Origin of the sequence: Shimwellia blattae DSM 4481 = NBRC 105725 (genome assembly GCF_000262305.1) — a bacterium.
In the GTDB taxonomy this organism is placed as follows: domain Bacteria; phylum Pseudomonadota; class Gammaproteobacteria; order Enterobacterales; family Enterobacteriaceae; genus Shimwellia; species Shimwellia blattae.
Map to the genome: position 1 here is coordinate 2,006,126 of NC_017910.1, position 26,846 is coordinate 2,032,971.

The following is a 26,846-nucleotide window of genomic DNA, read 5'->3' on the forward strand; positions in this document are numbered from 1 at the left end:
CCAGGACGGCCCGATTTATTCGTCAGGCATCCACATGACCGGTAACTGGCTGGCGCTTAACCCGGGCCAGATGCAGTAACCAGGCCACACCAATCAGACATAATCCGCCAATATCGGTGTACAACCCCGGCTTGATCAACAGCAATGCAGCCGCAACCAGCACAAGGGTTTCCAGCCAGGTTGTGCGCATCCTCCAGAAGCGGGTACTGGCTGCAGACAGCGCGTAAATACCCACCAGTGCACTGACCACCATATGGATAATCGAGAAAGCAGTGATACCGTCGCCCTGGAGCAGCATCCCGGGGTTATAAACCAGCATAAAGGGGATCACAAATCCGGGGAGCGCCAGACGTACAGCTGTCCATGAGGTTTGCATCGGGTCTGAGCGGGCAATACTGGCGGCGGTGTAGCTGGCCAGCGCCACCGGCGGGGTGATATTCGACAACGCCCCAAACCAGAACACGAAAAAGTGCGCTGCCAGCGGGTTAACGCCAGCCTGAATCAGGATCGGTGACGCTGTAACGGCCACCACAATATACAGCGCCGTGGAAGGAAGCCCCATACTCAGCACAATACAGACCACCATCACAACAACCAGAATCAGCCACAGCTCGCCACCTGTCATGGCGACAATATTAAAGGCAAGGGTAGCGCCAATACCGGTCATTGTGACGACGCAAATAATCACGCCAATAGCCGCGCAGGCGAGAGTGACCTGAATGGAGCCGCGGGCGGCTTCATCCAGCGCGATGGCGATCTTTTTCGGCGTCATGCGTACTGAGGTATCCAGAGAGAGCCAGCTGGCGGCAATAATCGACAGGATCCCGAGGAAGCCCGCATAAATAGGTGTTCTGCCGGTGAGGAGGGTGCCGATAACAATAATCAGCGGTAGCAGTAATAGCCCGCGCTGTTTGAGGATAGTTTTAACCCGGGGGATATTTTCTTTACTGATCCCCTTAAGCCCCTGTTTCCTGGCTTCAAAATCAATAGCGATCACCAGCGCACCATAATAGAGCAGGGCCGGAATAACAGCCGCCATCACAATAGTGCCGTAAGAAATCCCGAGGAAACCCGCCATAATAAAGGCCGCAGCCCCCATAATGGGCGGCATGATCATTCCGCCGGTAGAGGCGGTGGCCTCAACGGCACCGGCAAAGCGCGGGGTTAACCCGATAGACTTCATCAGCGGGATGGTAAAGGTGCCGGTTGTTGCCACATTGGCTACGGCACTACCGCTCAGGGAGCCCGTCAGCGCCGAGGAGATCACCGCCACTTGTGCCGGGCCACCGCGACGCCTGCCAGCAACAGCCATCGCCAGATCGTTAAACAACAAAGTGGCACCACTGACACTGAGAAATGCACCAAATAAGATAAACACCACGATTGCCGTGGAAGCGGTGGACAACGTAATACCGAAGATCCCCTCACTGGTCATAAACAGGCGGTAGAGCAGGCGCTCTACCGAGAAGCCCGCATGGCCGAAAATACCGAGAAAATACTGACCAAAAATGGCATAGATGATCGCAAGCGTTGCCAGCCCGGGAATAAAATAGCCGGTTGTGCGCCTGGCACCTTCAAATAACACGGCAATACCAATAGCCGCCATAACATAATCGGTCAGATTCGGCACACTTTTGCGCACCACATGCAGGTCATAATAGAAAAAGTAGAAATAACCGTAACTTATCAGTGTCAGCGCGATAAACAGATAGTCCCAAAAATTAAAGCGCCGGGTAGCATGCTTTTTACTGAACGGGAACAAAATAAACCCGAGACACAGAATACCCACCAGGAAAAGAGTATTCCGGTAAAACTCCTGGCTATTGGACAGGGCATTCGACCAGATGGCATACAGGGAAATCGCAATCGCGAGAATACGGGTAAGGGTTAAGTAAATACCGGTTAATTCACGGCTGCCGCTTCCGGCTTCTTTATCCAGATCCTGCGCATTCAGCTCAACATTATTACTGCTCATGATGTGATCCTCCCTCTACGCTGTTACGGGCAATATCGCGGGCTTCAGGGGGTGTCAGCTCATCGGGGATGTCAATTCCTGCTTCGCGGTAGTAACGCCAGGCCCCGATATGCAGCGGAACGGCAACCCCTTTAAGGGCATTTCCCAGCGAGATATATTTGGCGGAACTGTGCACCCCGTGAACCGCCGTCAGATTTTCAAACATCGCTTTGGTCAGGGTATATGCGGTTTGTTCATCGAGGAATCGCGTAGTTGCCAGAATATTCGGCTGGGCTATGGTGTGCACCACTTCACTTTGCCCGGGGTAGGTTTGCGCCGGGATCTCAAAACGAAACCAGGAGTTAGCCACCCGATTCACCGCCGCCAGTTGCTCGTCCGTCACGTTCAGCAGACGGGCTTTCACGCCGCTGGCATATAAATCTGTTACCGCTGAAGCCGGGACACCAGCGGGCAGGGCGCCACCATCAAGACGGCCATCGCGCATGGCGGAGACCGTATCTCCGTAACCCAGGTATTCCGGGCTGATACTGGCTTTAGACAGCGAGATACCCCGCATAATAATGATGGTGGACTGCTCAGTGCCGCTGGCCTGCGGGCCAACAGAGTAGCGGGTATTAGCGATATCACCCAAATCGCCTTTTTTCAGGCGGTTATCCATCAAAACGAAGTGTTCCACATTCGGCCAGAGCATCGAGATACTGCGCAAATCCTTATAGGGACGGCCTTCGAAGTTACGAACCCCTTCCCAGGCCTCAACGGCCATCAGGCTTTGCAGGATCGAGAGCTGGGCCTCATTCTTTTTCATCAGATCGATATTTTCAATGGAGCCTGCGGATGACTGGCCGGTCACCTGCACATTCCTGTCTTTCAGTGCGTTACTCCAGACATTTGCCAGCCCCACGCCTATCGGATAATAGGTCCCTCCGGTAGAGGCCGTTGCGATGGAAAGAAAGGTCTTGTTCTGATTCTCTTTTTTACCAGCGATCGCCAGCGTAACGATAAGAGCTATGCCAATTACACCAAGCAATACTTTTGTTTTCCGGGATGCCATTATTACCTCTGCAGGTGATGGTGATTCGCCATGTAGAGGCAACTGGTATACAACATGAAGAAAAGTGCGGCGACCTTCACATGCCCAAAATGTGATCAGATGTAAGCAAATGGATACTTATTTGTTAATAATAATTGCAATTTGTATCTGATGCGTGCACAGAAAAACCGGCACCATCATGCCACAGCGAAAATAACTAACCCGGGAGGGGAACATGTCACCGACAATTTTACAGATTCACTTTACCTGGTCCGGCCCGTTTGGCGCGGAAATGGCGGCATCACTGCGGGAACTGGCCGAATCAATTAACCAGGAGCCGGGGTTTGTCTGGAAAATCTGGACAGAGAGCGCAGCAGAAAATATAGCCGGCGGGATTTACCTGTTTACCAGCCACGAAAGTGCCAGCCAGTATGTGGAGAAACACAGCGCCCGGCTGGCCTCATTTGGCGTGACCGGGATCCGCTATCAGATCCTGGCGGCCAACCAGGAATTAAGCGCCATTAACCACGCTCCTTTATAAACTCCCTGATTTCTGACAAAAAACCCTGAGGTAACCCTCAGGGTCCTGAATCCCCGCATAAATCGCCTTCGTTTGCTGAGTCTGGCTCCGCGCCCCAATTGAACTGTGAGAGTCTTCACATAACGTTATCAGACCGGAATCGGGTTATTGTCATACCTGGCAGGAAAGTTTAACGTCTACACAATCTGGTTTAAACCAAAAGGATTAATTCATGGAAGCAACCTCCACAGTAGAATACGCAAAAGCCCGGCTGGCAGCCTGGCTGGATGATGGCGTTGTCGGTCTTGGCAGTAAGTTGCCCTCTGAGCGGGAATTATGCGAGTTACTGGGGGTTAAACGCATGACCCTGCGCCAGGGGTTACTGGCCCTGGAGTCGGAAGGCCGTATCTTCAGAAAGGATCGCAAAGGCTGGTTTGCCGCACTGCCACGTTTTAACTACAACCCGGAGTCCTCCACCAGCTTTAAACAGGCGGCCCTGGAGCAGGGGCGTATCCCTTCCTGGCGCTATATCTCCTGCGAAACGGTAGATCACGCACCGGCCGTTATTTGCCAGAATCTGCAGCTTAGCCCGGAAGATCCGGTATATCTGATTTGTGGCTGGGGAGCGCTGGATAACCATAAAGTGTTCTATCACCAGACCTGGATCAATCCGCTGACTGCGCCGGACTTTATCAGCCACCTGGGCAACAACGCGTTTGCGGAAGTGTGGGCGCAACACTATCAGACACAAACACATACCCGTCATCTGGCCTTCAGACCAACCCGCTTAACCGGGGAAGCCTGCCGGGAGATTGGCGGCACCCCCAGCACCCCGTCGATTCTGGTGGAAAAGCACCGGGCAGACAGTCAGGGGCGGGTAGTACAAATTGATATTGAATACTGGCGGTTTGAATCCGTTGATTTTTTTATCGACTTACGGGAGTCAAAATGAATTTACAACAGGCAGTTAAAATTATGCAGAGGGCGGATGATCTGCCGCTTTACCTGCATGCCTATGCGTTCCATCTCAATATGCGGACAGAAAAAATATTACCGGAAGATTTGCTGCTGATTGCCGCACAGCAGCAGCTTCGCGGAGTGAAAATACACGTTCTGGACGGCGAAACCCGCTCCCTTGCCTGTGCCGATCCTTCCCGGCTGGCAAATTTTGGGCAGCAGGCACGCCAGGCCGGGCTGGATATTCATATTGAAACCAGCGCGTCGGATGCCGCAACCCTCGATCAGGCGGTGAATATTGCCCTGAATGTCGGCGCCAGTTCAGTACGGTTTTACCCACGCTATGAGGGGCACCTGCAGGAAGTTTTACAACGGATCCGTGGCGATATTCAGTATCTCAAACAGCATTATCAGCACAGCGGGCTGAGCTTTACCCTGGAGCAGCATGAGGATTTGAAAAGTGCCGAGCTGCTGGCACTGGTTCAGGAGGCTGATTTCCCGCAGCTTTCTCTGCTGTTCGACTTTGCCAATATGATTAATGCGGCGGAAGATCCTCTCAACGCCCTGGCAGTCATGGCTCCGGCAGTGACACAGGTGCATATTAAAGATGCCCAAATCACCCACGAAGCGCAGGGAACCGGTCACCGGGCATGTGCATCTGGCCAGGGGGATCTTCCGTTTCGCGAGCTGTTAAAAAATCTTATCTGCCTGGGAGAAGAGACACCACAGGTAACAGCATACGGCCTGGAAGAAGAGGTGGACTACTACGCACCGGCATTCCGTTACGCCAGCGAAGGGGATAATCCGTGGATCCCGTGGCGGGAAATGAGCGAAACCCCATTACCCACCGGCAATGTTGCGCAGCGGCTGGCGCAGGAATATCAGGATGCGCTGAATCAGATAAGCTACGTACGCAATATTATTAATGAATTAACTGAAAACGCCCGGCGAGTATTACAAGCCGCCTGAAATAAATAATTAAAAACATTCAGCCACACCATAAATCACCACGTCACGTGGCGGTGGAGACATGCCTGTAATGCAGGGTGTGGCGAGTATATATCCTTTTACGTGGAACTTTTTATGCTGACAAAAAAGAAGTGGACACTGTTCAGTCTGCTGATTTTATGTGGCGGTACAATATATAAATTACCGTCACTGAAAGATGCTTTTTATATTCCCATGCAGGAATATTTTCATTTAACCAACGGGCAAATAGGCAATGCCATGTCGGTTAACTCGATAGTGACCACCATTGGCTTTTTTCTGTCTGTCTATTTTTCCGATAAACTGCCCAGACGTTTTACGATGTCATTTTCACTGGTGGCGACCGGGTTACTTGGCCTCTATTTATCAACAATGCCGGGATACTGGGGAATATTATTTGTCTGGGCCTTGTTTGGGGTAACCTGCGACATGCTTAACTGGCCGGTATTACTCAAATCGGTCAGCCTGCTGGGAGACAGCACACAGCAGGGGCGTCTGTTTGGCTTCTTCGAAACCGGGCGCGGTATTGTCGATACCATTGTCGCATTTTCTGCACTGGCGATTTTTGCCGCCCTGGGCGGAACACTGCTGGGGTTCAGGGGCGGGATCCTGTTTTACTCCATCACCGCCATTGTGGTGGGGATAGTCATCTTTTTCGTGATGAAGAGCGCTGAGCACAGCGACACCCCGGCCAGGATAGCAAGCGCACCTGCCAGCGACAGCCAGAACAACAAAATGGGCAGCGTGCTGAAAAACAAAACCGTCTGGCTGGTTGCCTGCAGTGTGTTCTGTGTCTATTCGGTATACTGCGGGCTGACCTTTTTCATTCCGTTCCTGAGTAATATTTATGCGCTGCCGGTGGCTCTGGTGGGTGCTTACGGTATTATTAACCAGTACGGTCTGAAAATGATTGGCGGCCCGGTGGGCGGGATGATTGCAGATAAAGTATTAAAATCCCCCAGCCGTTATCTTTTCCTGACCTTTATTATCAGTGCGATTATGCTCGGGGTGCTGATTGTCCTGCCCCATGAAAATATGTCTGTGTATATGGGGATGCTGTGCACGCTGAGTTTTGGCGCCGTGATATTTACACAGCGCGCAGTATTTTTTGCCCCGATTGGTGAATCCGGAATAGAGGCGTCACAAACGGGCTCCGCAATGGCAATGAGCAGTTTTATCGGCTATGCCCCGGCCATGTTTTGCTTCAGTCTGTACGGGCATATTCTTGATAAATTCCCCGGAATGGCGGGGTATCAAATCGTTTTTGGTCTGATGGCTTGTTTTGCCTGCGCAGGTATTATTATCAGCGGGATTTTAGTCAGCCGTATTCGTAAAAATAACAATGCCCGGGTGAATTAATTGCGTTAAACCGTGGGCGCACATGCGCCCACGGGAGCCGGGTTAAATCGAGGTGCGCCGGTAGCTGCGGTATTCCGGGCGCCAGAAGTTATCTTCAATGGCCTGTTGCAGCGCACTGGCGGAGGTATTGGTTGCAATACCCTGCTGCTGAGCCATCCGCCCGACGGCAAAAGCAATCGCCTTCGATACCGACTGGATCTCACTGAGTGAGGGCAGCACCTGGCCATCAGGATCGGTGACCAGCGGGGAGTGCAGGGCCAGCGTCTCACTGGCGGACATCATCATCTCGTCGGTAATGCGCGAGGCACCGCTGGCAATCACCCCAAGCCCGATCCCCGGGAAGATATAGGCGTTGTTACACTGGGCAATGGGGTAGATTTTGTCCTTCCAGATAACCGGAGCAAATGGGCTACCGGTCGCCACCAGGGCATTGCCATCGGTCCAGGCGATAATATCCTGCGGGGTGGCCTCAACCCGGGATGTCGGGTTAGACAGGGGCATCACAATAGGATGGGCGCAGTGCTTATGCATTTCACGAATAATCTCTTCGGTGAATAACCCGGTTTGCCCGGAAACACCAATCAGAATATCCGGCTTCACATTACGGATAACATCCAGCAGCGACAGGGTTTCGCTGTGGGTATCCCACTGGCTCAGGCTGTCATATTTCTGGACCAGCTTACTCTGGAAGGGCATCAGCGTGGGCATCTGATCGGTCAGCAGGCCAAAACGATCCACCATAAATACCCGCTGGCGGGCCTGCTCATCGCTTAAGCCTTCCCGTTTGATCTGGGAGATAATCTGCTCTGCTATACCGCACCCGGCGGAGCCTGCACCGAGGAAAACTATCTTCTGCTCGCTCAGCTGGCTGCCCGCCGCGCGGCTGGCGGCAATCAGCGCCCCGACCGTGACCGCGGCGGTGCCCTGAATATCATCGTTAAAGCAGCACACCTCATCACGGTAGCGGTTTAACAACGGCATGGCGTTTTTCTGGGCAAAATCCTCGAACTGGATCAGCACATTAGGCCAGCGTTGTTTTACCGCCTGCACAAACTCATCCACAAACTGGAAGTATTCTTCATCCGCAATACGCGGGCTGCGGGTGCCCATATACAGCGGATCATTGAGTAACTGCTGGTTATTGGTGCCCACATCCAGCACCACCGGCAGGGTGTACGCCGGGCTTATCCCGCCACAGGCCGTATACAGCGAGAGCTTACCAATAGGGATCCCCATACCGCCGATCCCCTGATCCCCGAGCCCGAGGATACGCTCACCGTCAGTCACGACGATCACTTTGATGGTGTTATTCGGCACGTTTTGCAGAATATCATCCATATTGTGGCGGTTCTTCCAGGAGATAAAAATCCCCCGCGCCCGGCGGTAGATCTCAGAAAATCGCTCACAGGCGGCACCCACGGTGGGGGTATAAATCACCGGCATCATCTCTTCCAGGTGATCATCCACCAGCCGGTAAAACAGGGTTTCGTTGGTATCCTGAATATTGCGCAGGTAAATGTGCTGATCGATGGCGGTTTTAAAGCCTTTAAACTGCAGCCAGGCGCGCTCTGCCTGTTCCTCAATCGTTTCCACCACGTCCGGCAACAGGCCGGTGAGGTTAAAGCTGGCGCGCTCCTCAAGGCTGAAAGCACTGCCTTTATTCAGCCGGGGAAATTCCAGCAGGACCGGGCCTGCATAGGGGATATAGAGCGGGCGTTGCTTTTTGATCTGGGTATCCATCTCTGTTACTCCGGGGGTAAGAGTCCCCGGGAGCATGTTCCCGGGAGCCACTAGTCACGGGGGGATATCATACAAAAAAGCGTCTATTCTTTACCATCACCATTATTCAAAGAGATGCCGGTGCAGTTTTCTGATGGCGTCATCGGCGCTGGCGCCCGGCATCAGAAAACACAGGTTATGGTCAGAGGCGCCATAACAAATCAGCCGGATGTTATCCCGCTCCAGGCGGGAGAATACCGCGTTGCAGACGCCGTTTTCCCGGGAGAGGCGGTTACCTATCAGGGTTACCAGCGCCAGATCGTTTTCGATCTCTACCCGGCAGCGGGCGTTCAGCGCGTCCAGCAGGGCCGGGCTCAGGATCTCTGCATTGCCGGAGGTGGCGCCGGTGTTATCCAGGGTCAGCGCAATACTGACCTCCGAGGTGGTCACCAGATCCACGGTAATATTGTGGCTGGCCAGCAGGGCGAAAATATCGGCCAGAAACCCGCAGGCATGCAGCATATCCGGGTTATACAGGCGCAGCAGCGTCTGGTTACGGCGCACCGCCAGCGCCCGGTATAAGGGCAGGCTGTCAGACTGGCGGCAGACAGTGGTCCCGCCCCCGGCAGGCTGCTTACTGGAGCCGACAAATACCGGAATATCCCGGCGAACGGCGGGCAGCAGTGTGGCCGGGTGCAACACTTTGGCGCCAAAGGTGGCCATTTCACTGGCTTCTGCAAAGGAGAGGGTGGCGATGGGCCGGGCCGCCGGCACAATACGCGGATCGGTGGTGTAGATCCCGGCAACATCCGTCCAGATATCGACCCGGCCTGCGGAAAGGGCCTCTCCCAGTAAGGCGGCGGTATAGTCACTGCCACCGCGCCCGAGGGTTGTGGTGTGGCCGTGTTCATCGCGGCCGATAAAGCCCTGGGTGACAACCAGCCCGTTCTCAAGGCATGGGCCCAGGTGGCACCGGGCCAGGCGGGCTATCTCATCAACAACCGGCTGGGCCTGGCCAAAGTGGCTGGTCGTGCGCAGCACGGTTCTGACATCAAACCACCGGGTTTCCACCCCGCGCTCGTGCACGATGGCGGTAAAAATCAGCGTGGACAGCAGCTCGCCGTGGCTGACCAGCTCGTCCGTCAGCATGGCGGTGGGCTGTAAGGCGGCCTCCCGGGCCAGGCGGGCAATATTATCAATCAGGCTATCGACCTGCGCCCTGATCCCGTCAGGCTGTTTTAGCCGGTCGACTATCTGGTACTGAATCGCGCGCAGGGTCTCCAGATGATCATCGCGGTAGCGTGCCTCCATCCCCCTGGCAAGTTCAACCAGCAAATTGGTGACGCCCGCGCTGGCAGACAACACCACCAGGCGAACCTGGTTATCGGCCAGGACAATATCAGCACTGCGGCGCATGGCGTCAAAATCAGCCACGCTGGTTCCGCCAAATTTGGCGACAACAACAGGGGGGTAAATACTTGTCATAACATTCTCATTTCAGGGCACTGTAATTTCTGCCGCCGCGCTACCGGGGGTTATGCTTTAATATTTCACTATTACGGAGTTCCTCTCTGAATTCCCGCCACACGAATAGTCTGTTTCACTGTGAAAGTGGCTTTATTAATGCCATTTATTATGGCTTCCCGGAAGGTTTTTGGTTCCCGGAAATGGTCAGTTGCAGAGAGGCAATAACCAGCATGTTAAGGGATTTACTGCGGTGAGGCGATAGTTTCACAAATTTTCATAATCGCCAGCCTGAATAGGTGTCTGGCTAATACTCCGGGCATTTTGCATGGCGTTATTAACCACATAAAATATATGACTACCGGTGATTTTTGCGTTTCACTTTGATTTTAAAGAGAAAATTATTTATTTGCCATACAAAATAAAATATTGAGCAGCGAACCAAAACAACATATATTAGCCGCGCTTTTTTTGCCTTTATTTTCTTATAACCATTATTCAATCCGGGGTTATTGATATCCCGGGTTGTGGGAGTGATATGATGACGGATAAAGTCCGTATTAATACTTTGAATGCCCATTCAGAACCTCAGAGCAATGAAACCTTTCTGGCGAGACAGGCAGAATTTGAGTCTAATGTCAGGAGCTATCCCCGTAAGTTGCCATTTGCTATTGCCCGGGCGCAGGGTGCATGGTTAACCGACGTAGAAAATAATCAGTATCTTGATTGCCTGGCAGGCGCCGGTACACTGGCGCTGGGTCATAACCATCCTGATGTGCTGCAAAGCATTCAAAATGTCATTACCAGTGGCTTACCGTTACATACACTCGATTTAACCACCCCGTTAAAAGACGCATTTTCTGCGTACTTATTATCGCTATTACCCGGCGAAGGAAAGGAATACTGCCTGCAGTTTACCGGGCCTTCCGGCGCGGATGCGGTAGAAGCGGCGCTGAAACTGGCGAAGAAAGTGACCGGGCGCTCCGGCATTATCAGCTTTTCCGGCGGCTATCACGGCATGACCCACGGGGCGCTGGCGGTCACCGGCAATCTCTCCCCGAAGGAGGCCGTCCACGGCATGATGCCCGACGTGCAGTTTATGCCGTACCCCAGGGAATACCGCTGCCCGCTGGGCATTGGCGGCGAGGCTGGCGTGCAGGCCCTGAGCGACTATTTTGAAAACCTGATTTCCGACGTGGAAAGCGGGGTGCGTAAGCCCGCGGCGGTGATCCTGGAAGCGATTCAGGGAGAAGGGGGCGTGAACCCGGCACCGGCGGCCTGGCTACAGCGGATCCGCAACGTGACCCGTGAGCACGGCATTTTGCTGATTGTTGATGAAGTGCAGGCCGGTTTTGCCCGCAGCGGTAAATTCTTCGCCTTTGAACATGCCGCTATTGAGCCGGATATCATCGTGATGTCAAAAGCCGTTGGCGGCGGGCTGCCGCTGGCCGTTCTGGGGATCAAAAAGCAGTTTGACGCCTGGTCCCCGGGGCACCACACCGGCACATTCCGCGGTAACCAGCTGGCAATGGCTACCGGCCTGACCACGCTGAAGATCCTGAAAGAAGAAAATATTGCCGCGAAAGTCGCAGACCAGGGCGAGTGGCTGAAGTCTGAACTGCGCGGTCTGCAGCAGCGTTACCCGGCCATAGGCCATATCCGCGGCCGTGGCCTGATGATCGGTATCGAGATGGTTAACCCGGCAGCGGCCCCCGATCGCCAGGGATGCTACCCGGCAGATGGCGAGCTTGCTGCTCTTATCCAGAAAAAATGCTTCGAAGGTGGCCTGATCCTTGAGCGCGGCGGGCGCAATGGTTGCGTGCTGCGCCTGCTGCCGTCGCTGCTGATAACCAGCGGGGAACTGAAGATTTTCCTCGATAAATTCGAGACCGCACTTCAGGGCGCGGGCCTGAAGCCAGCTGATACCAGGGGGGTATGATGTCCGGAACTTATCCTGTCCTGTCTGGCGCGGCGGGCAGTATTGCCGCCTATCAGGATGCCATCGATCAGAGTACCCGGGCGGTCGTTGACTGGCTACAACAGCCGGACATGTACCGGGGCAAAACCGTTGCTGAGTTACGCGAGCGTATCCAGCTGGCGTTTAACGAGGAAGGGCTGGGAAACCAGGCCGCGATCGGGCGGGCGGTTGAGCTCTTTCTCAACGACAGCCTTTCCGTGCATCACCCGCAGTGTGTGGCGCATTTACACTGCCCGAGCCTGGTGATTAGCCAGGCCGCCGAAGTGCTGATTAACGCCACCAACCAGAGTATGGACTCCTGGGATCAGAGCCCGTCGGCCACGATGCTGGAAATCCGGCTGGTAGAGTGGCTGCGGGAGCGGGTGGGCTACAGCGCCGGGGACGCCGGTGTTTTCACCAGTGGCGGCACCCAGAGCAACCTGATGGGACTGATGCTGGCCCGGGATGCCTTTTTCGCCCGCCAGGGGCACTCTGTGCAACAGCATGGCCTGGGCGGGAGCCCGGCAAAAATCAAAGTGCTCTGCTCCGGGCATGCTCACTTCTCCGTGCAGAAAAACATGGCGCTGATGGGGCTCGGTTATCAGTCGGTCATCCAGGTAAAGTGCGATCGCTTCTCGCGTATGGATATGGTGGATCTGGCCGATCAGCTGGCCCTGGCGCAGGCCAGAGGTGAGCAGGTGATGGCCATTGTCGCCACCGCCGGGACCACCGACGCAGGGGCGATAGATCCCCTGGCGGACATTGCGGCCCTGGCGGCAGAGCACCAGATCTGGCTCCATGTTGATGCGGCCTGGGGCGGGGCGCTGCTGCTCTCTGAGCAATATCGCCACTACCTGCACGGCCTTGAGCTGGCGGATTCGATCACCCTGGATTTTCATAAGCAGTTCTTCCAGACCATTAGCTGCGGGGCATTTTTACTCAAAGATGCCCGCCACTATGAACTGATGCGCTATCAGGCGGCTTATCTCAACTCTGATTTTGATGCGCAGCAGGGGGTGCCGAACCTGGTTGCCAAATCGCTGCAGACCACGCGCCGGTTTGATGCCCTGAAACTGTGGATGGGCCTTGAGGCACTGGGCAGTAAACAGTATGGGGCGCTTATTGACCATGGTGTGACCCTGGCCCAGGAGGTGGCGCGCTTTATTGACGGCTGCGAAAATCTGGAGCTGATAATGCAGCCCCAGCTGGCCAGCGTGTTGTTCCGGGTTCACCCGCCGCAGTGGAGCACGGCAGATGTTTCCCTGCTGAACCAGCAGACGGGGGATGCGCTGCTGGCCTCTGGTCGTGCGAATGTTGGCGTGACGCAAGCCGGTGGGGTGACCTGCCTGAAGCTCACGCTGCTTAACCCGACCGTCAGCCTGGAGGATATGAAACGCCTGCTGGCCAGTGTGGAGCAAACCGCGCAGCAAGTGCTGAACGGCGCCTGATCCCGCACCGCTTTACTGTTCAGCCGGGGCGCTACCTCCGGCTGAACAGCCTGTTTACTGCCCCCAGCGGCTGCGCAGATAGCTGACCGCTTCCCGGGTTTGTGGCTGATCCAGATTCGCTGCCCGGAACAAAATCGTGCCGCTGACCTGGGGGAGTTGCTCGTTCAGATCCAGCTGTTTTTTCAGCTCCGCAACACCGCCTTCTGTGCCCCAGTCTGGTTCGCTGGCCGAGGGATTGCCCACCTTATACAGCGCGACACCGATATACAGCCGGGTACGGGTAGGTTTTACAACATCGGCCCACCACCGGGCGAGCACATCATAGCGGGCGACCTCCCGGCCAAAGGGCCAGTAAAGCTGCGGGGCGATATAGTCCAGCAATCCCTGTTGTACCCAGAGCCGGGTATCCGCATAGGACTCATCATAGGTTGCCGCACCCCGGGTATCGGAGCCTGCGGGATCCTGGCTCCGGTTGCGCCAGATCCCGGCCGGGCTGATACCGAAGACAATCTCCGGTTTATGCTGGCGAATGGCGCGTGAAACCTGCTCAATAAGCAGCTGCGTATTGTGGCGCCGCCAGGCCGGTTTTGAGTCAAATGCCTGGCCGTATTGCCAGAAGGTCTGGTTATCGTCCAGCACCGCACCGGAAGACTCCGTATAGAAGTAATCATCAAACTGCACGCCATCCACCGGGTAATTATCCGTCACTTCCGTGACGATGCTGGTTATCCAGTCCCGGACGGCCGGGATCCCCGGGTCCAGCACAAAGCGGCCAGCGGCTGTGCGGATCCACTCCGGGTGCTGCAGGTAAACGCTGGACGGGCTCTGACCACGGGTGGCGCTCATAGCGGCAATGGTGGCCGGAAGGGTATTGACGGTGACCCGGTAAGGGTTGAACCAGGCGTGAACTTTAATGCCCCGTTTGTGGGCCTCATCAAGGATAAAGCGCAGCGGATCGAACCCGGGATCCCGGCCCAGATGCCCGGTCATAAGCTCCGACCAGGGCAGAATTTTTGACGCCCATAATGCGGAACCATCGGGCTTTACCTGGAAAAAGACGGTATTGATGCCAAGGCTTTTTAGCTGCTCGAGCCTGGCTATCAGCGACTGTTGCTGCACCCGGATACGCAGGGCCGTATCGCTGATACTGGCAGAATCTGCCGGGGGCCAGTCGAGGTGGTTTACCGTTGTCAGCCATACGCCACGCAGCGGGGGCTGGACGCTGGTTTCCGGGGGCGGAGCAGGGGGCGTGGTGACCTGCGGCGGCGGTGTAGAAGAGCAGCTGATAAACAGCAGGGCACCGGCGACAACCGCCGTCAGGGCACCGGCTCTTTTTAAGGTGGTTGCCGGGGGCATTTTGCGATAACGAGAGATAATAGGGGCTCCGTTTATGGCTGATGGTCAGTGGAAAGGGAACATTTGCCTATTATTCAGGTCTGTATTGATATTCGCAAGGGCGGCAATAGCCAGGAAGCGCAGCCGCCGCAGGGCAGGGAAATGCGCAGCAATGTGGGGGGATCGCGCGGGCGCAGTGTTTTTATCTTGTTATGGCGCCATTGATTCTCAGATAATAAATCAGCAGATAAAATCTTACGCTATTTTGTTTGTTTTTTATTCATTATACAAAATATAAAATTAAGATCATTTGATATTCCGGCTTATCTAAAGCTAACGTTGTGTTATCAGGTTTCAGGTAAAATATAATTCCACCGCAAACGTTTTTTGTACGATTGTTATCTGGTGGTAATAAGGAGTTTGGCGTTTTATGGTAAACATCTGTGCATTTGGTAAGGTTTACAGAAAAAGCATTAACATAGCGTTATCTTTTTTAGCCCTCTTTTTTATTCTTGGTGGCGGCGCTGTCTATTATTCGCTGGCCGGTGAGGTGACTGTCAGTGATCCGGCCTATACGCTTAAGATGCTGAAAAAGTTGCCAGATGTGAGCAACTTATCTTCTCTGACCTATATCCCGGAAGAGAACATTCTGGTCGCAACCCTGAACAAACCGGCAACACTGCTGAAGCTGACCACGGACGGCGACATTATTTCACGCAGCCCGCTGACCTTCATTAAAGATGCGGAAACGGTGGAATATATTGGCGACGGTAAACTGGCCATGGTCGATGAGCGCAGCTCCGTGTTACATATTGTGAATCTTGCGAATTTACAGCCTGTTAAACCGGTCGGCACCATTGATCTGCAATTTATTACCCCCAAAAGTAACCGTGGATTTGAAGGCATGGCCTGGGATGCGGATAAAAAAACGCTTTATGTCGCCAAAGAGCGCGATCCTTATGGCCTGTATTCAGTAAAATGGGATGCCAGTAACCATATTACCGGTATCTATAAAGTTAACGAATTACTTAAAAATGTTAACGTTAAAGATATTTCTGCCCTGAATTTTGACAAGGGGAATTTGTTTATTTTATCCGATCAGTCTAAAGGTCTGGTGCAAATCGACCCGGAAGGGAAAGTTACCGGGGTACTGAATCTGAGGGCCGGGCACCACGGGCTGGAAAAAGATGTTCCCCAGGCTGAGGGGGTTGCCTCTGACTCGGCGGGTAATATCTATGTCGCCAGTGAGCCAAACCTGTTCTATAAATTTGTGCCGCTGGCCGGTACGAAAAATCCGTAAATCACGAATGTCAGCGCATTGCCGGGCGGTGTCAGGTATATTTGTCGTTTGCGTAACCAGTCGTAGCCCGTAACGGCAATTTGTATGAAATTAAATCATTTTTGTTATTTCCTGATGGCGCTGGCGGCAATTGCCAGCGCGGTGCTGCCATATCACCTGATAGCGTGGGGGGTATTTATCAACCTGCTGACGTTTTTGATCTATGGCGGTGACAAGCTGGCGGCCTGCAAAGGATGGAGCAGGGTGCCAGAGCTGACTTTGCTGGCCTTTGGCCTGACCGGTGGCTGGCCAGGTGCCATTGCCGGTCAGCATCTGTTTCACCACAAAACCCAGAAGCAGCCGTTTAAAACCTGGTTCTGGCTGAGTGTGGTTATCAGCCTGGCCGCAATGGCCGGTGGGTACTGGCTGTATTTGTTTATGCAGGTCCATATGCGCTGATCTTAAATCCCCCGTACATAAGCACGGGGGATGAGCATATAAAGCCGACGACTTCTCGTCATGCCGAAAAAATCCTTATCATTCAGTGTGTCACTTAATTCTCTTTACGTTATAAGTTTGTGCAACGTTTCACGGCAATGGATGGCTTCACTCGATATCCTCATTACCATATTGTTTAAACAAAGGTAATCACGAGTGATGAAAATGAGATTTGTACTCACTATGGCGGCGCTGGCATGCCTGGTGGCTAACGTGGAGGCTTCTGAGAAACTTGCAGGTAATGAGATACTTGCCGTGCAGAAAGGCGGGGTGCCCGATAAGGTTTACACCAGGGATAAGCCAACGCTGCGTATAGCCACCTATAATATCGGCAAGAATGAGGCTTCCGATAACGTAGCTGATTTTACAGCACTTAATTCAGCGATTAAAAAAATCAACGCTGACATTATTGCAGTACCGGAAGTGGATAACAAAACCAAGCGTAGCCAGAAAATCGATCAGCTAAAGACGATTGCTGATGCGAATAACATGCACTATGTGTTTGGTAAGGCGCTGGATTTTGACGACGGCGAATATGGGCTGGGGCTGTTGTCAAAATATAAAATTTTGCATTCGCAGGTCGTTAAGCTGCCATCAGGCAATGCCGAACAGCGTGTCGCCTTGCTGGCGCAAGTCGAGGTGCCGGGGTTTGATTCAGCACCGGTAATCATCGTAACGCATCTGGACTGGCAAAAAAATCCCACCATTCGTACCGAGCAGGCGCGTTATCTGCTGGATCTGAGTATCGGCGATGCGAGCTCTGATTTTAAGGACATTGCCTCCGCCATTAAGATCCTGGCCGGTGATTTCAATTCCACACGCGAAGAGCAGCCGGTAAAAGAGATTGGTTATTTCTTTAATGAAGTCTCAAAACCAGGGACCGATACCCGCAGCTGGCCAGCCGTCAATCCCGCCATTGATATCGACCACATTTTTACCTTCAAAGGGCAAAAGTGGGACGTAAAAAAGCTCGAGATTCCGCATAACTCTCCATCGTTTAACTGGTCGGCAGCCAGTGATCATCTACCGGTGATTGCCGAGATGGAGCTCACCGAACAGTAAAATGACAAGGGGCTTCCTGATAGAGGCCCCGTTTTTATATGCTGCAGTCAGCCAGAGGGGGGGAAGTGTACACCGGTGGGAACATCGGGTGATCTGATAGCCGTTCTGACCATTACATGCAATTTAACATAATATACATTATGCGAATTTAAATGAAGTCAGACAGAATCCAGGTCGTTGATACCGTCATTTGTGCACGGGTGTCCCATAGCTCTATGTAAGACGCGCAATATTCTCATCGATACGGGACTGAATATACTGCAATGAGTCCTTCGTTATTTTCCCGGGAAGTAATGCCTGTGATTTTACTGAAAACCCTGTTGCCACACTGGCAATGCACGAAACTACCCGGGTAACTTCTGTTTCCGATAATCCGGCCTCCCGGATACCCAGCTGCAAAATATCCTCACGGCTAATATCCAGCGCTTCCCCCATAACATCCATCTGGTGATAACCTCCCGGGCCTGCGCAGTATGTGATATCAAATGCAGGCGCCAGCGACCAGAAACCTTCCCGGGACATCAGATAAGCGAAATTCTTGGGGTGATCATCCCGGTTATTAAAAATAATATTGAAGACAATGCGTTCAAACGCGCGTTTCTTCTCCCGGACATCATTAGTACAAAACTGAGTTGCCCGGAGAAAACTGGCATAATCCATCGATCCAGGAACCTGATAGTTTGCCCCGGTGAATGCCGCCAGGCTTTGCATCGGTACACGCATTCCCTGGTAGCGATCAAACCGTCGGGTGGCAAACGCCGCCTGGCCGCCAGGAAGTTCAAAATACTGCGTCTCCGGTGTGTCTATACCGCATTCCCGCAGGCATTCGGCATAAACCATTTCAATGGCACAGACTTCCGGGTGCTCCTGTACGGCCGGGAATTTAATAAGCCACGGTTCCAGTTCATGCGCTGCTACAGTCGTAAACTCGCCGGTTATGACGTTTCTGTACAATAATACCTTCGGCCTGGCACCTTGCGGAGAGCCTCCCATAAGGAGCAGTCGGTTCAGAAATTCGCCCCCTTCCCCTTTCTGGACCTCCTGAACCTCTGCGGCTAACTGACTCACCGGGATATCGTCATCAACGGGAGCTGCATCTGGCGCAACGGGCATATACGTCATCGCCCCCATTGCATTACTACCGATATACGTTAGCCGCTCAAGGGGACCAATTCTGGCTGCATTAAGACCGCGCCTGCGAAACAACCGGTCCATCAGCAGCATTCCCCATCCGTCAGGCAAAGAATCGTATACCGGGCCTGGCAATCCGAGCTGGTGTTGTGGAAATTCACGGCGCAGCCCTGGCCCGTTGAGCGGCAGTGAATAACGAGCCAGTTCAAGGCCACGCTTTTTGGCCTGCTGGCTATATTCAAACATAATAACCGGGCGCCCGGTCAGTGCCGTTGTGGTTACCAGCGTACCCCAGAGCCAGCGTTCTCCCCATCCTTCATAAAAAATCTCAACACTATTAATCATCGCGATTCCTTTTTCTGATGCGCTGGCGAACCAGGGTTGACTCATAGCGTCGGAGATCTTCAAGGCTCTCAAGTTTGGGTTTGAAAAGTGCCTCCAGCTCAGCTGTACGCCCCAGAACCATAGCGATACGGACAACATTCTCAAACCCGGTATTCTTTCCCGATTCAAGATTAGATACCGTATTCACGCCAAGACCAGCCCTTTTGGCCAGTTCTGCCTGGGTCATTTGCTGATTAATGCGCTCTGTACGCAACCGGTCGCACAACAGGGAAACGAGCTCTTCGGGTTTTGTAAATGATAAATCTATCATGTTGTGTGTTATCTTTGTTTTAATGGCTTAACACCCAATATTATAGAGTTATATCTGTATGGATGGCAGTGGGGAAGTGAAAAAAACACGCAATGCCCCGTCCCGGGGCATCATCAGGTAACGCTCAGCACCACTCGAATGAGAGCGATTCCTGATCAAAAATAACCGATGCTTCAACCCAGTCCATACCCTCAAGAATGGCCTCGATACATTTTGCCGGGTAGCTATCATCCGCAGGGGTAAAATCCTCATAATCAGCGTCGGCGGTAAGTTTTACATCATGAAAGGCACAAACAATCACCTGGCCGGGCTCCGCAAGATCCGGAAATTTGGTACACAACAACCGGGCCTGAAAAAATGCCCCGGGCAGATCGGCCTTCATACTTTCCGTAGCCCACTGGAGCAGTTTTTCCTGGTAGTATTTCTGAGGTAAATCGCCAGCGTTATCTTCACTCACTGGCACTGCACATAAATTCAGCATGTTAAGCATAATTATCGTCCTTTAGCCCGCTATAACGACAAATTTATTCCATCGGTCTTAAGGAAATCTTAACGCAGATGCGTGGCTTATTAATGTTGCCACATCTTCGCAGTGACATCCTGACACTATCACTGCTCTCTATGACTGTAGGGCAAGTGGCGGCCAAACGAGATTATTTTTATCGATCCTGCCACACAGCTCACCTCCCGGACTACATCAGCACGGGCGCAGCAGCGCCAGCGGATTAGCTGTGATTGACGGATAGCTCTGTTCAAACGGGCTTTCCCCCTGCCCCTGCTGCTGTATTGTGAATTAAAGAATATTTTTGTTCACCTTGATAACAACCTTTTTAATTTCAGCGGGCGTACCGGTACACAACCCCGGCTTATGAGGTTCATGGGGGAAGAAAACAACAAACATGCCCGGCGTCAGCGTTATTATCTGCTCGTCCCGGATCGCCCCGCATAACTGGTAGTCATCATCCCGGTGCCACTCTTCGCCGTGTTGTGCACTCCCGGTAAAACCGTATTTAATCTTCTCCTCACCGGCCAGTAATATCTGAATATCAATATACTGTTCATGCAGCTCCGCCTGCCTGGCGTCATCGGGCCCGGTAAGAAACTGCATAACATTCATATAGACATCATTATCCGTCAGCGTATACCGGCCCGGGTCTAACGCTTCTGGCTTTCTTTCCAGGGCGGCGCTGATTATCTGCGATAACTGCGGCGGTAATCCGGCCAACGCCGGGCTATGGGTATATCCGGCTATCATAATCCACTCTCCTGAGCTAAAAGCGCGGCGCCTGAAAGCCCCGCATCATGTTGATACTGTGCGGTCATCAGTGGGGTGTGATATACCGCAGGCGCCTGTAAAAGGAAGGATTCCACCAGGGATAAATACCCGTCAGCCAGCCCCACACTGCCCCCCAGAACAACGCACTGGCAATCCGTTACCGCTTTCAGATCCGCAATTAAGCGGGCAATGGCCTGCGCAGAACGGCGGACTAAGACGCCCGCCTGCGGATGCCCCTGTAAATGCAGGGCAAAAATCTCTTTCGCGCTCATGCCCTGGAGTTCATCCGTGGCCGCGGCAGCAATACCCCGGCCGGAGGCGATAACCTCCACACATCCGGTCCGCCCGCAGCCACAGCGCGGGCCATGGGGATCGGCCAGCGTGTGTCCGATATGCCCGGCTAACCCTCCTGCCCCGGTCAGCAGCTTACCCTGGCAGATAATACCGCCCCCGACCCCCGTCGAAACGGTGAGAAAAACCATCTCACTGTACGCGCCGGATAACGCCCGGAATTCAGCCCAGGCGGCCGCCTGGGCATCATTCACCGCCAGGCAAGGCAGCCCGGTGAGCCGGGACAAGGTCTCCGTCAGTGGATAGCGGGCCAGCCCGCCTAAATTATCCGGGTTGAGCGCCGACAATACACCGTCACGGATGATACCGGTCGCGGCCACCGCAACGCGCGAAGCCCGCCCCTGAAAGGGCGCTATCAGCTCAGCCAGCGCGCTGTTCAGGGCGTCTGGCGTCTGGCTTGCGGGGGTTGGCAGTGTGTGGCGCTCCGTGATCTGCTGCCGGTTGTCCACCAGCGCCGCCGCCAGTTTTGTGCCGCCGATATCGATAGCCAGGGTCATCATCGCACCGCTCCACGCAGCGCATCGCTGTACCACTGGCAGATATGTTCAAGGCGCGTAATGGCCGAGCCGATAGTCACCGCCCAGGCCCCCTGCTGCATAGCCTTAGCCGCCAGCTGCGGGGAGTTATAGCGCCCTTCGGCAATCACCCGATACCCCAAATCATGCAGCGATCGGACCAGGGCAAGATCCGGTGCCTCCGGCACCTCATCGCCCACATAGCCGGAAAGCGTCGTGCCAATAATCTCCGCCCCGGCCTGATGGCAGTACATGCCATCCTCCAGTGAGGAGCAGTCAGCCATGGCAATGCACTGATGCTGATGAATACAGGCAATCATCTCCTCAACCGGCACCGGCCGGACCCGCTGTGTCCCGTCAAAGGCGATAATGCTCGCGCCCGCCTGCGCCAGCGCGGCGACATCCTCCAGAAACGGCGTGATGCGCACTGGCGAATCATCCAGATCCCGTTTAATGATGCCAATAATCGGCACACTCACCACCTTGCGTGCCGCGTTCATATTGGCGATCCCTTCGATACGTATCGCCACCGCCCCGGCCTGCTCTGCTGCCAGCGCCATTGCCGCAACAATCTCTGGTTTATCCAGCGGGCTGCCAGGTACAGGCTGGCAGGAAACGATCAGGCCACTGGATGCGCGAATTTTAGAATCAAGACTATTTAACAATGACATAAAACTTCCTTACTTCACTTCAGTAACTGCCCGGCCAGCGGGCACATTTATTATTAATGCTCGCACTCAGCAACAGTGGCGTTTTTGGCACGACGAACGAACGCACCGCTTAACGGTTTCCCGTCAATGGCATCATGAGTACGGAGGGCTTCAGGGTTGATCCAGCGCTGAACGCGGGAAGGCATATCCAGGCCAATCAGTAAAATAACCACGAAAGTCAGGCTGAAAGAGAGGGAGCCAAGCGCAGTGCCTAAATTCATGTGCTGGGCAACAAGCGCACCGATAACCGGGGCCGCAGCGCCGCCTAATGCGCCCACGTTATAGGTAAACCCGAGCCCTGCTGCGCGCTGGTCAGTATCAAAATAACCGCCGATAAGTTTAGGCAGGATCCCGGCAATCCCCTGTCCCAGCATTTGCTGGAAAAACAGCAGTGCCCCCAGGGCCCAGATACTGTGGCCGCCAATCGCGAAGACCGGAATAATCAGAAACTGAGAGGCCAGCAGGCTCCAGGCATACGCTTTTCGCGTGCCGAGCCAGTCCCCGAGAAAGCCCCCGACAATGCAGCCTGCTGCTGCACCAAACCCGCTAAAGAACAGAACCTGTGCGACCGCTGCCGGGTCATAACCCAGTTCACTTTTCAGGTATGTCGGCAGTAATGCCTGAATAGGCCAGGAATAAAGGAAGGCAAATAACACCACCACCATCAGCATTACGCCGGTTGGCCAGCGCTTGCCGCTACTTTGCACCATAAAGCTGATAAAAATAACCGCGCAGACCAGCGCCAGCAGTAAAATCACGGCCTGGCTATTAACATGGCCGGTGAAGCAAAACCACAGAGCAACAGCCGCCACCAGCGTCATGACGATATTAATAACCCTGTGTTTACCCCGGTAGAGAATATCCACCATCGTGCGGACCGGGGTTTTATTTGCCTGGCGCTCTTTCCAGTCTTCCGCTTCCGGAATATTTTTGCGTAACCACAGGGCAAAGATAATCGGCAGGATGCCAATGAGGAACAGCGCGCGCCAGCCCCAGACCGGCACGACCAGGCTGTAAACCTGTGCAGAGACCACCGCACCGACAGAAAACCCGGAGATTAAAAAACCGCTCGCTTTATTGCGTAAATGCTTTGGCCAGCTCTCAATAACATAAGTAGCACTGGAGCCGTACTCACCCGCCATGCCCATGCCGATTAGCAGGCGGGCGATAAACATACTGGTGTAACCCGGCGCCAGGCCGCAAGCCAGGGTGCCCACAGAAAACATAATAATACTGGTGACCATTGCCAGACGCCGGCCATAGCGATCCCCCATGGCTCCCAGCATCAGCCCGCCAAACCAGCGCGAGATAAACGCGGCAGAGATCAGGCTTGCCGCCTGCACGGTATTAAGCTGAAATTCGCTCTGAATATCAGTCAGTACCAGCGCAATCAGAACAAAATCAAAACCGTCCAGCAAATAACCAATCCACGCGGCGGAAAAAGCCCGCCATTGTGCTTTATTCAGGTGTTTGTACCATACGGTACTATTTGTTGTTGTATTCATTTTGCTCTCCAGCGATGAGCAAAGCGTCTAAACGCCGTGTAGGGTGAAATAATGAGGCTGTATGGTTTGTCTTCCGGATATAGCGTGGAGCCAAACTCCGAATAATGTTATATTTAAAAAATAAAACTCCACAACACGGGATTCGGTAATATGTGAACACGCTCAATAAATGATAAATTCCGTCTGCTCATCATCAGAAATGAGGTTTACGCCTCTTTTTAATGCTGTCAGGTTGTTGCTGAAACCCATATTCGCTTACGCGCTGTATATCCTAACCTGTTGAAAACAAAGCCATGACACAATCAACGACTCTTATTAAAGCTGGTAAAATTCTCGATACCGTAGGGGCGATGCAAAGCAATATGACCCGCGTCGGGCAACGTATTGCCGGGTTTATTCTGGCCACGCCGGACAAAGTCACCCGGCTCTCTATTGCTGATTTATCGCAGGAGGTTGACGTCGGCGAAGCCTCGATAATCCGGTTCTGTCGCACGATGGGTTATAAAGGATTCCAGGATTTCAAGATGGATCTGGCCATTGAACTGGCCACCACAGACAGCCAGGACAGCAATACATTACTGGATGCGGAAATCAGTGATACGGATGACGCACACACGATTGGCTTAAAACTGCAAAGTACAATTAATAACGTCCTTTCTGAGACGCTCAATCTGCTGGATATGCACCAGGTGGAGCAAGTGGTTGAGGCATTACACACCAGCCGCATGATCGCCATCTTCGGCGTGGGCTCATCGGGTGTCACCGCAACCGAGATGAAACACAAACTCATGCGTATCGGCCTGCAGGTGGATGCCGAAACCAATAACCATTTTATGTATATGCAGGCCGCCCTGCTCAAGGCCGGTGACGTGGCGATTGGTATCAGCCACTCCGGCGACGCCCCCGAAACGGTCCACGCCCTGAAACTGGCCAAACAGTCAGGCGCCGTTACCGTTGCGCTGACCCATAATCTGGGCTCCCCGGTCAGCGACGCTGCCGATTTCTGCCTGATTAACGGTAATCGTCAGGGCCGGTTACAGGGGGATTCCCTCGGCACAAAGACGGCGCAACTGTTTGTCCTGGATCTGATCTATACGCTGCTGGTGCAAAAAGATCCCGAACGCGCAATGACCAATAAGCTGCGCACCATGGATGCACTGTGCGGGCAGAAATAAGCGCCGCCGATCACACTTTGATGCATTGATTTTTCTCTCTGCCCCCTGGCGGTTGCAAGTCGATCGTTAACGCCCTAGCATGGAGTTATACTTCATAATTATTTTCATTAAGAAACAAAACACCGTAAGAGGTTTTTTATGCACAAGTTAACAGGTCTGATTGCCGCCCCACATACCCCCTTTAACACAGACAGTAGCGTTAATTACCCGGTGATCGACCGCATTGCCGGGCACCTCATTGAGCAGGGCGTTAACGGTGTTTATATCTGTGGCACAACCGGTGAAGGCATTCATTGTTCTGTTGATGAACGTAAAAAAATTGCCGAACGCTGGGTTGCCGCCAGCCAGGGTAAGCTCAGCATCACGCTGCACACCGGCGCGCTGAGCATCGCGGACTCTCTGGAACTGAGCCGTCACGCCGAAACTTTAGATATTTTTGCGACATCGGTTATCGGGCCGTGCTTCTTTAAACCGGGCACCGTTGAAGACTTAGTCGAATATTGCCGGATTATTGCCGCCGCCGCCCCCTCCAAAGGCTTTTATTATTATCACTCGGGCATGTCCGGCCTGAGCCTGGATATGGAGCAGTTTCTGATAACCGCCGCCGACAGGATCCCTAACTTGTCGGGCATGAAGTTTAACTCCGGCGATATGTACGAATTCCAGCGCTGCCTGCGGGTGAATAACGGCCAGTTTGATATTCCGTTTGGTGTGGATGAATTTCTGCCCGCCGGGTTAGCCTGTGGCGCGGTGGGGGCCGTTGGCAGCACCTATAACTACGCAGCGCCGCTGTATCACCGGCTGATCGAGAGCTTTAACCGGGGCGACCATCAGGACGTGGCGGCCTGTATGGATAAAGTGATCGCGATTATTCGTGTCCTGGTGCAGTACGGTGGAGTGGCCGCCGGGAAGCTGGCCATGCAGCTGCACGGTATTGATGTCGGCGATCCGCGCCGTCCCCTGCGCCCGATGACACCCGGGCAGAAAAAAGAGGCGCTGGAAAAATTCCGGGCCGCCGACTTTATCTGATTCAGATAAAACACACTGTCCGGCCCCGGCATCACGGGGCCGGCACATATCACATCTGATACCCGGGCTTTTTAACCAGGTCCGGGCTGTGAATAATCCGGTCGTAGACATCTGCCTTCCAGTTATCCGGCGCCACGGTTCCCATGGTCACGGAAAGCGCGCCCTCTTTTGACTGAAAATGTTTCTGAATAACGGCGCACAGCTCTGCGGCGATGGCTTCTTTTTCTTCGCTGCTCACTTCACGGGGGAAATATTTTACATCGATATGAGGCATGTCACTCTCCTGAACGGTTTGCAGAAAATGCAGGGCCTCTACTATAACGCCTGGTTCAGGGAATAAAAGACGGGACAATACTGCGGCGGGGAAATAATAAGGGCGCCTGCACAGCGCCCTGTCTGAATCTGTTATTTGAAGACTTCAGCAACCGCGTCAAAGTTCGGGCCATGCTGACGTGCTGCGATAATAACGTAGTATTTACCGCCTTTTGCATCTGCCAGTTGAGATAATTTTTTATGCAGATCAGACGGTGAAGACACCTGCCCGCCGCTTGCGCTGACAGACACGTTACCGATGTAGTTCAGGTTGAAATGGTGCGCTTCATCTTTAGAAATCAAATCTGCTGCTGAAGCACTGAATGCCGCCATTGATGCCACTAATGCAGAGGAAATCAGAATCTTTTTCATGTTGTATACCCGTTCCGTTTGATAAAGATATGCCATACAGACTTCACCACACCGCGCCCCTTATGGGGTTTTGCAGCGGGTTGATGTGTTCACTGTCATCATGCCACCGGACCCATTTTGGTTCCCTGAGATCCGATGCAGTAAGCGTAGCGTAAATTTAAACAATCAGTAATTATTTTTTTTAAAAAATACCTGTTTTTAGTCGCAAAATTAACATGTTAATGA

25 protein-coding genes are annotated in these 26,846 nt (G+C 53.4%); 11 read left to right on the forward strand and 14 right to left on the reverse strand.

Annotated elements, in window-relative coordinates:
- Positions 1–22: 22 nt before the first annotated feature.
- Together EBL_RS09340 and EBL_RS09345 are read right to left on the reverse strand one after the other, a co-directional pair.
- A complete protein-coding gene (locus EBL_RS09340) occupies positions 23–1,975 on the reverse strand; it encodes a TRAP transporter permease (protein ID WP_002440973.1) in 1,953 nt (650 codons plus the stop codon).
- Positions 1,965–3,026 (reverse strand): TAXI family TRAP transporter solute-binding subunit, encoded by a 1,062-nt coding sequence (locus EBL_RS09345; RefSeq protein ID WP_002440971.1) that lies wholly within the window; start codon positions 3,024–3,026, stop codon positions 1,965–1,967. Before EBL_RS09345 ends, EBL_RS09340 begins: the two co-directional genes overlap by 11 nt.
- Before the next feature lie 214 nt (positions 3,027–3,240).
- Between EBL_RS09345 and EBL_RS09350 the strand changes: the two genes are divergently transcribed.
- The 4 genes from EBL_RS09350 to EBL_RS09365 all read left to right on the forward strand — a co-directional run bounded on the left by EBL_RS09350 (position 3,241) and on the right by EBL_RS09365 (position 6,828).
- Positions 3,241–3,546 carry a monooxygenase gene (locus EBL_RS09350; protein WP_002440970.1) on the forward strand — a complete coding sequence of 102 codons (306 nt, stop codon included), beginning with the start codon at positions 3,241–3,243 and terminating at the stop codon, positions 3,544–3,546.
- A 211-nt stretch (positions 3,547–3,757) separates the two neighbouring features.
- A complete protein-coding gene (locus EBL_RS09355; RefSeq protein ID WP_002440969.1) occupies positions 3,758–4,477 on the forward strand; it encodes a UTRA domain-containing protein in 720 nt (239 codons plus the stop codon).
- Positions 4,474–5,451 (forward strand): sugar phosphate isomerase/epimerase family protein, encoded by a 978-nt coding sequence (locus EBL_RS09360; protein ID WP_002440968.1) that lies wholly within the window; start codon positions 4,474–4,476, stop codon positions 5,449–5,451. Before EBL_RS09355 ends, EBL_RS09360 begins: the two co-directional genes overlap by 4 nt.
- Before the next feature lie 114 nt (positions 5,452–5,565).
- A complete protein-coding gene (locus tag EBL_RS09365) occupies positions 5,566–6,828 on the forward strand; it encodes an MFS transporter (RefSeq protein ID WP_002440967.1) in 1,263 nt (420 codons plus the stop codon).
- Positions 6,829–6,870: 42 nt separating this feature from the next.
- Here the strand turns inward: EBL_RS09365 and EBL_RS09370 are convergent, their stop codons facing one another.
- Positions 6,871–8,568 carry an NAD-dependent malic enzyme gene (locus EBL_RS09370; RefSeq protein WP_002440965.1) on the reverse strand — a complete coding sequence of 566 codons (1,698 nt, stop codon included), beginning with the start codon at positions 8,566–8,568 and terminating at the stop codon, positions 6,871–6,873.
- Positions 8,569–8,670: 102 nt separating this feature from the next.
- A complete protein-coding gene (gene lysC / locus EBL_RS09375; RefSeq protein ID WP_002440964.1) occupies positions 8,671–10,032 on the reverse strand; it encodes a lysine-sensitive aspartokinase 3 in 1,362 nt (453 codons plus the stop codon).
- A 520-nt stretch (positions 10,033–10,552) separates the two neighbouring features.
- On the opposite strand from lysC, the gene EBL_RS09380 reads away from it, so the two are divergent.
- Together EBL_RS09380 and EBL_RS09385 are read left to right on the forward strand one after the other, a co-directional pair.
- Positions 10,553–11,950 carry a diaminobutyrate--2-oxoglutarate transaminase gene (locus EBL_RS09380; RefSeq protein ID WP_002440963.1) on the forward strand — a complete coding sequence of 466 codons (1,398 nt, stop codon included), beginning with the start codon at positions 10,553–10,555 and terminating at the stop codon, positions 11,948–11,950.
- Positions 11,950–13,416 carry a pyridoxal phosphate-dependent decarboxylase family protein gene (locus EBL_RS09385; RefSeq protein WP_002440962.1) on the forward strand — a complete coding sequence of 489 codons (1,467 nt, stop codon included), beginning with the start codon at positions 11,950–11,952 and terminating at the stop codon, positions 13,414–13,416. Before EBL_RS09380 ends, EBL_RS09385 begins: the two co-directional genes overlap by 1 nt.
- Positions 13,417–13,470: 54 nt before the next feature.
- Here EBL_RS09385 and EBL_RS09390 read toward each other — a convergent pair whose 3' ends face one another.
- On the reverse strand, positions 13,471–14,772 hold the full coding sequence (locus EBL_RS09390; protein ID WP_002440961.1) for a glycoside hydrolase family 10-like protein: 1,302 nt from the start codon (positions 14,770–14,772) through the stop codon (positions 13,471–13,473).
- 409 nt (positions 14,773–15,181) lie between these two features.
- Between EBL_RS09390 and EBL_RS09395 the strand changes: the two genes are divergently transcribed.
- From EBL_RS09395 to EBL_RS09405, 3 genes are all read left to right on the forward strand, one after another.
- On the forward strand, positions 15,182–16,051 hold the full coding sequence (locus EBL_RS09395) for an SdiA-regulated domain-containing protein (RefSeq protein WP_002440959.1): 870 nt from the start codon (positions 15,182–15,184) through the stop codon (positions 16,049–16,051).
- An 84-nt stretch (positions 16,052–16,135) separates the two neighbouring features.
- The gene (locus tag EBL_RS09400; protein ID WP_002440958.1) at positions 16,136–16,489 is read left to right on the forward strand and encodes a DUF1294 domain-containing protein; all 354 of its coding nucleotides are present in this window, start codon (positions 16,136–16,138) and stop codon (positions 16,487–16,489) included.
- Positions 16,490–16,687: 198 nt separating this feature from the next.
- Positions 16,688–17,590 carry an endonuclease/exonuclease/phosphatase family protein gene (locus EBL_RS09405; protein ID WP_014716008.1) on the forward strand — a complete coding sequence of 301 codons (903 nt, stop codon included), beginning with the start codon at positions 16,688–16,690 and terminating at the stop codon, positions 17,588–17,590.
- Between the two features lie 213 nt (positions 17,591–17,803).
- On the opposite strand, the gene EBL_RS09410 is transcribed toward EBL_RS09405, so the two are convergent.
- From EBL_RS09410 to EBL_RS09440, 7 genes are all read right to left on the reverse strand, one after another.
- A complete protein-coding gene (locus tag EBL_RS09410) occupies positions 17,804–19,066 on the reverse strand; it encodes a type II toxin-antitoxin system HipA family toxin (RefSeq protein ID WP_002440956.1) in 1,263 nt (420 codons plus the stop codon).
- Positions 19,059–19,376, reverse strand: coding sequence for a helix-turn-helix domain-containing protein (locus EBL_RS09415; RefSeq protein WP_002440955.1), 318 nt, complete (start codon positions 19,374–19,376; stop codon positions 19,059–19,061). The genes EBL_RS09410 and EBL_RS09415 overlap by 8 nt, the downstream gene beginning before the upstream one ends.
- A 124-nt stretch (positions 19,377–19,500) precedes the next feature.
- Positions 19,501–19,833, reverse strand: coding sequence for a hypothetical protein (locus tag EBL_RS09420; RefSeq protein WP_232001948.1), 333 nt, complete (start codon positions 19,831–19,833; stop codon positions 19,501–19,503).
- Positions 19,834–20,169: 336 nt separating this feature from the next.
- Positions 20,170–20,631: an N-acetylneuraminate anomerase gene (nanQ, locus tag EBL_RS09425; RefSeq protein WP_002440952.1), complete on the reverse strand. Its 462-nt coding sequence runs from the start codon at positions 20,629–20,631 to the stop codon at positions 20,170–20,172.
- Positions 20,628–21,503 (reverse strand): N-acetylmannosamine kinase, encoded by an 876-nt coding sequence (gene nanK / locus EBL_RS09430; RefSeq protein ID WP_002440951.1) that lies wholly within the window; start codon positions 21,501–21,503, stop codon positions 20,628–20,630. Before nanK ends, nanQ begins: the two co-directional genes overlap by 4 nt.
- Positions 21,500–22,189 (reverse strand): N-acetylmannosamine-6-phosphate 2-epimerase, encoded by a 690-nt coding sequence (locus EBL_RS09435; RefSeq protein WP_002440950.1) that lies wholly within the window; start codon positions 22,187–22,189, stop codon positions 21,500–21,502. The genes nanK and EBL_RS09435 overlap by 4 nt, the downstream gene beginning before the upstream one ends.
- 53 nt (positions 22,190–22,242) lie before the next feature.
- The gene (locus EBL_RS09440) at positions 22,243–23,733 is read right to left on the reverse strand and encodes an MFS transporter (protein ID WP_002440949.1); all 1,491 of its coding nucleotides are present in this window, start codon (positions 23,731–23,733) and stop codon (positions 22,243–22,245) included.
- A gap of 293 nt (positions 23,734–24,026) precedes the next feature.
- Here EBL_RS09440 and EBL_RS09445 point away from each other — a divergent pair, with 293 nt between their 5' ends.
- On the forward strand, positions 24,027–24,908 hold the full coding sequence (locus EBL_RS09445; RefSeq protein WP_002440947.1) for a MurR/RpiR family transcriptional regulator: 882 nt from the start codon (positions 24,027–24,029) through the stop codon (positions 24,906–24,908).
- A gap of 138 nt (positions 24,909–25,046) precedes the next feature.
- Positions 25,047–25,937: a dihydrodipicolinate synthase family protein gene (locus EBL_RS09450; protein ID WP_002440946.1), complete on the forward strand. Its 891-nt coding sequence runs from the start codon at positions 25,047–25,049 to the stop codon at positions 25,935–25,937.
- A 49-nt stretch (positions 25,938–25,986) separates the two neighbouring features.
- Here EBL_RS09450 and pptA read toward each other — a convergent pair whose 3' ends face one another.
- Positions 25,987–26,211, reverse strand: coding sequence for a tautomerase PptA (pptA, locus tag EBL_RS09455; RefSeq protein ID WP_002440945.1), 225 nt, complete (start codon positions 26,209–26,211; stop codon positions 25,987–25,989).
- 131 nt (positions 26,212–26,342) lie between these two features.
- Positions 26,343–26,621, reverse strand: coding sequence for a YdgH/BhsA/McbA family protein (locus EBL_RS09460; protein ID WP_002440944.1), 279 nt, complete (start codon positions 26,619–26,621; stop codon positions 26,343–26,345).
- Positions 26,622–26,846 lie beyond the last annotated feature (225 nt).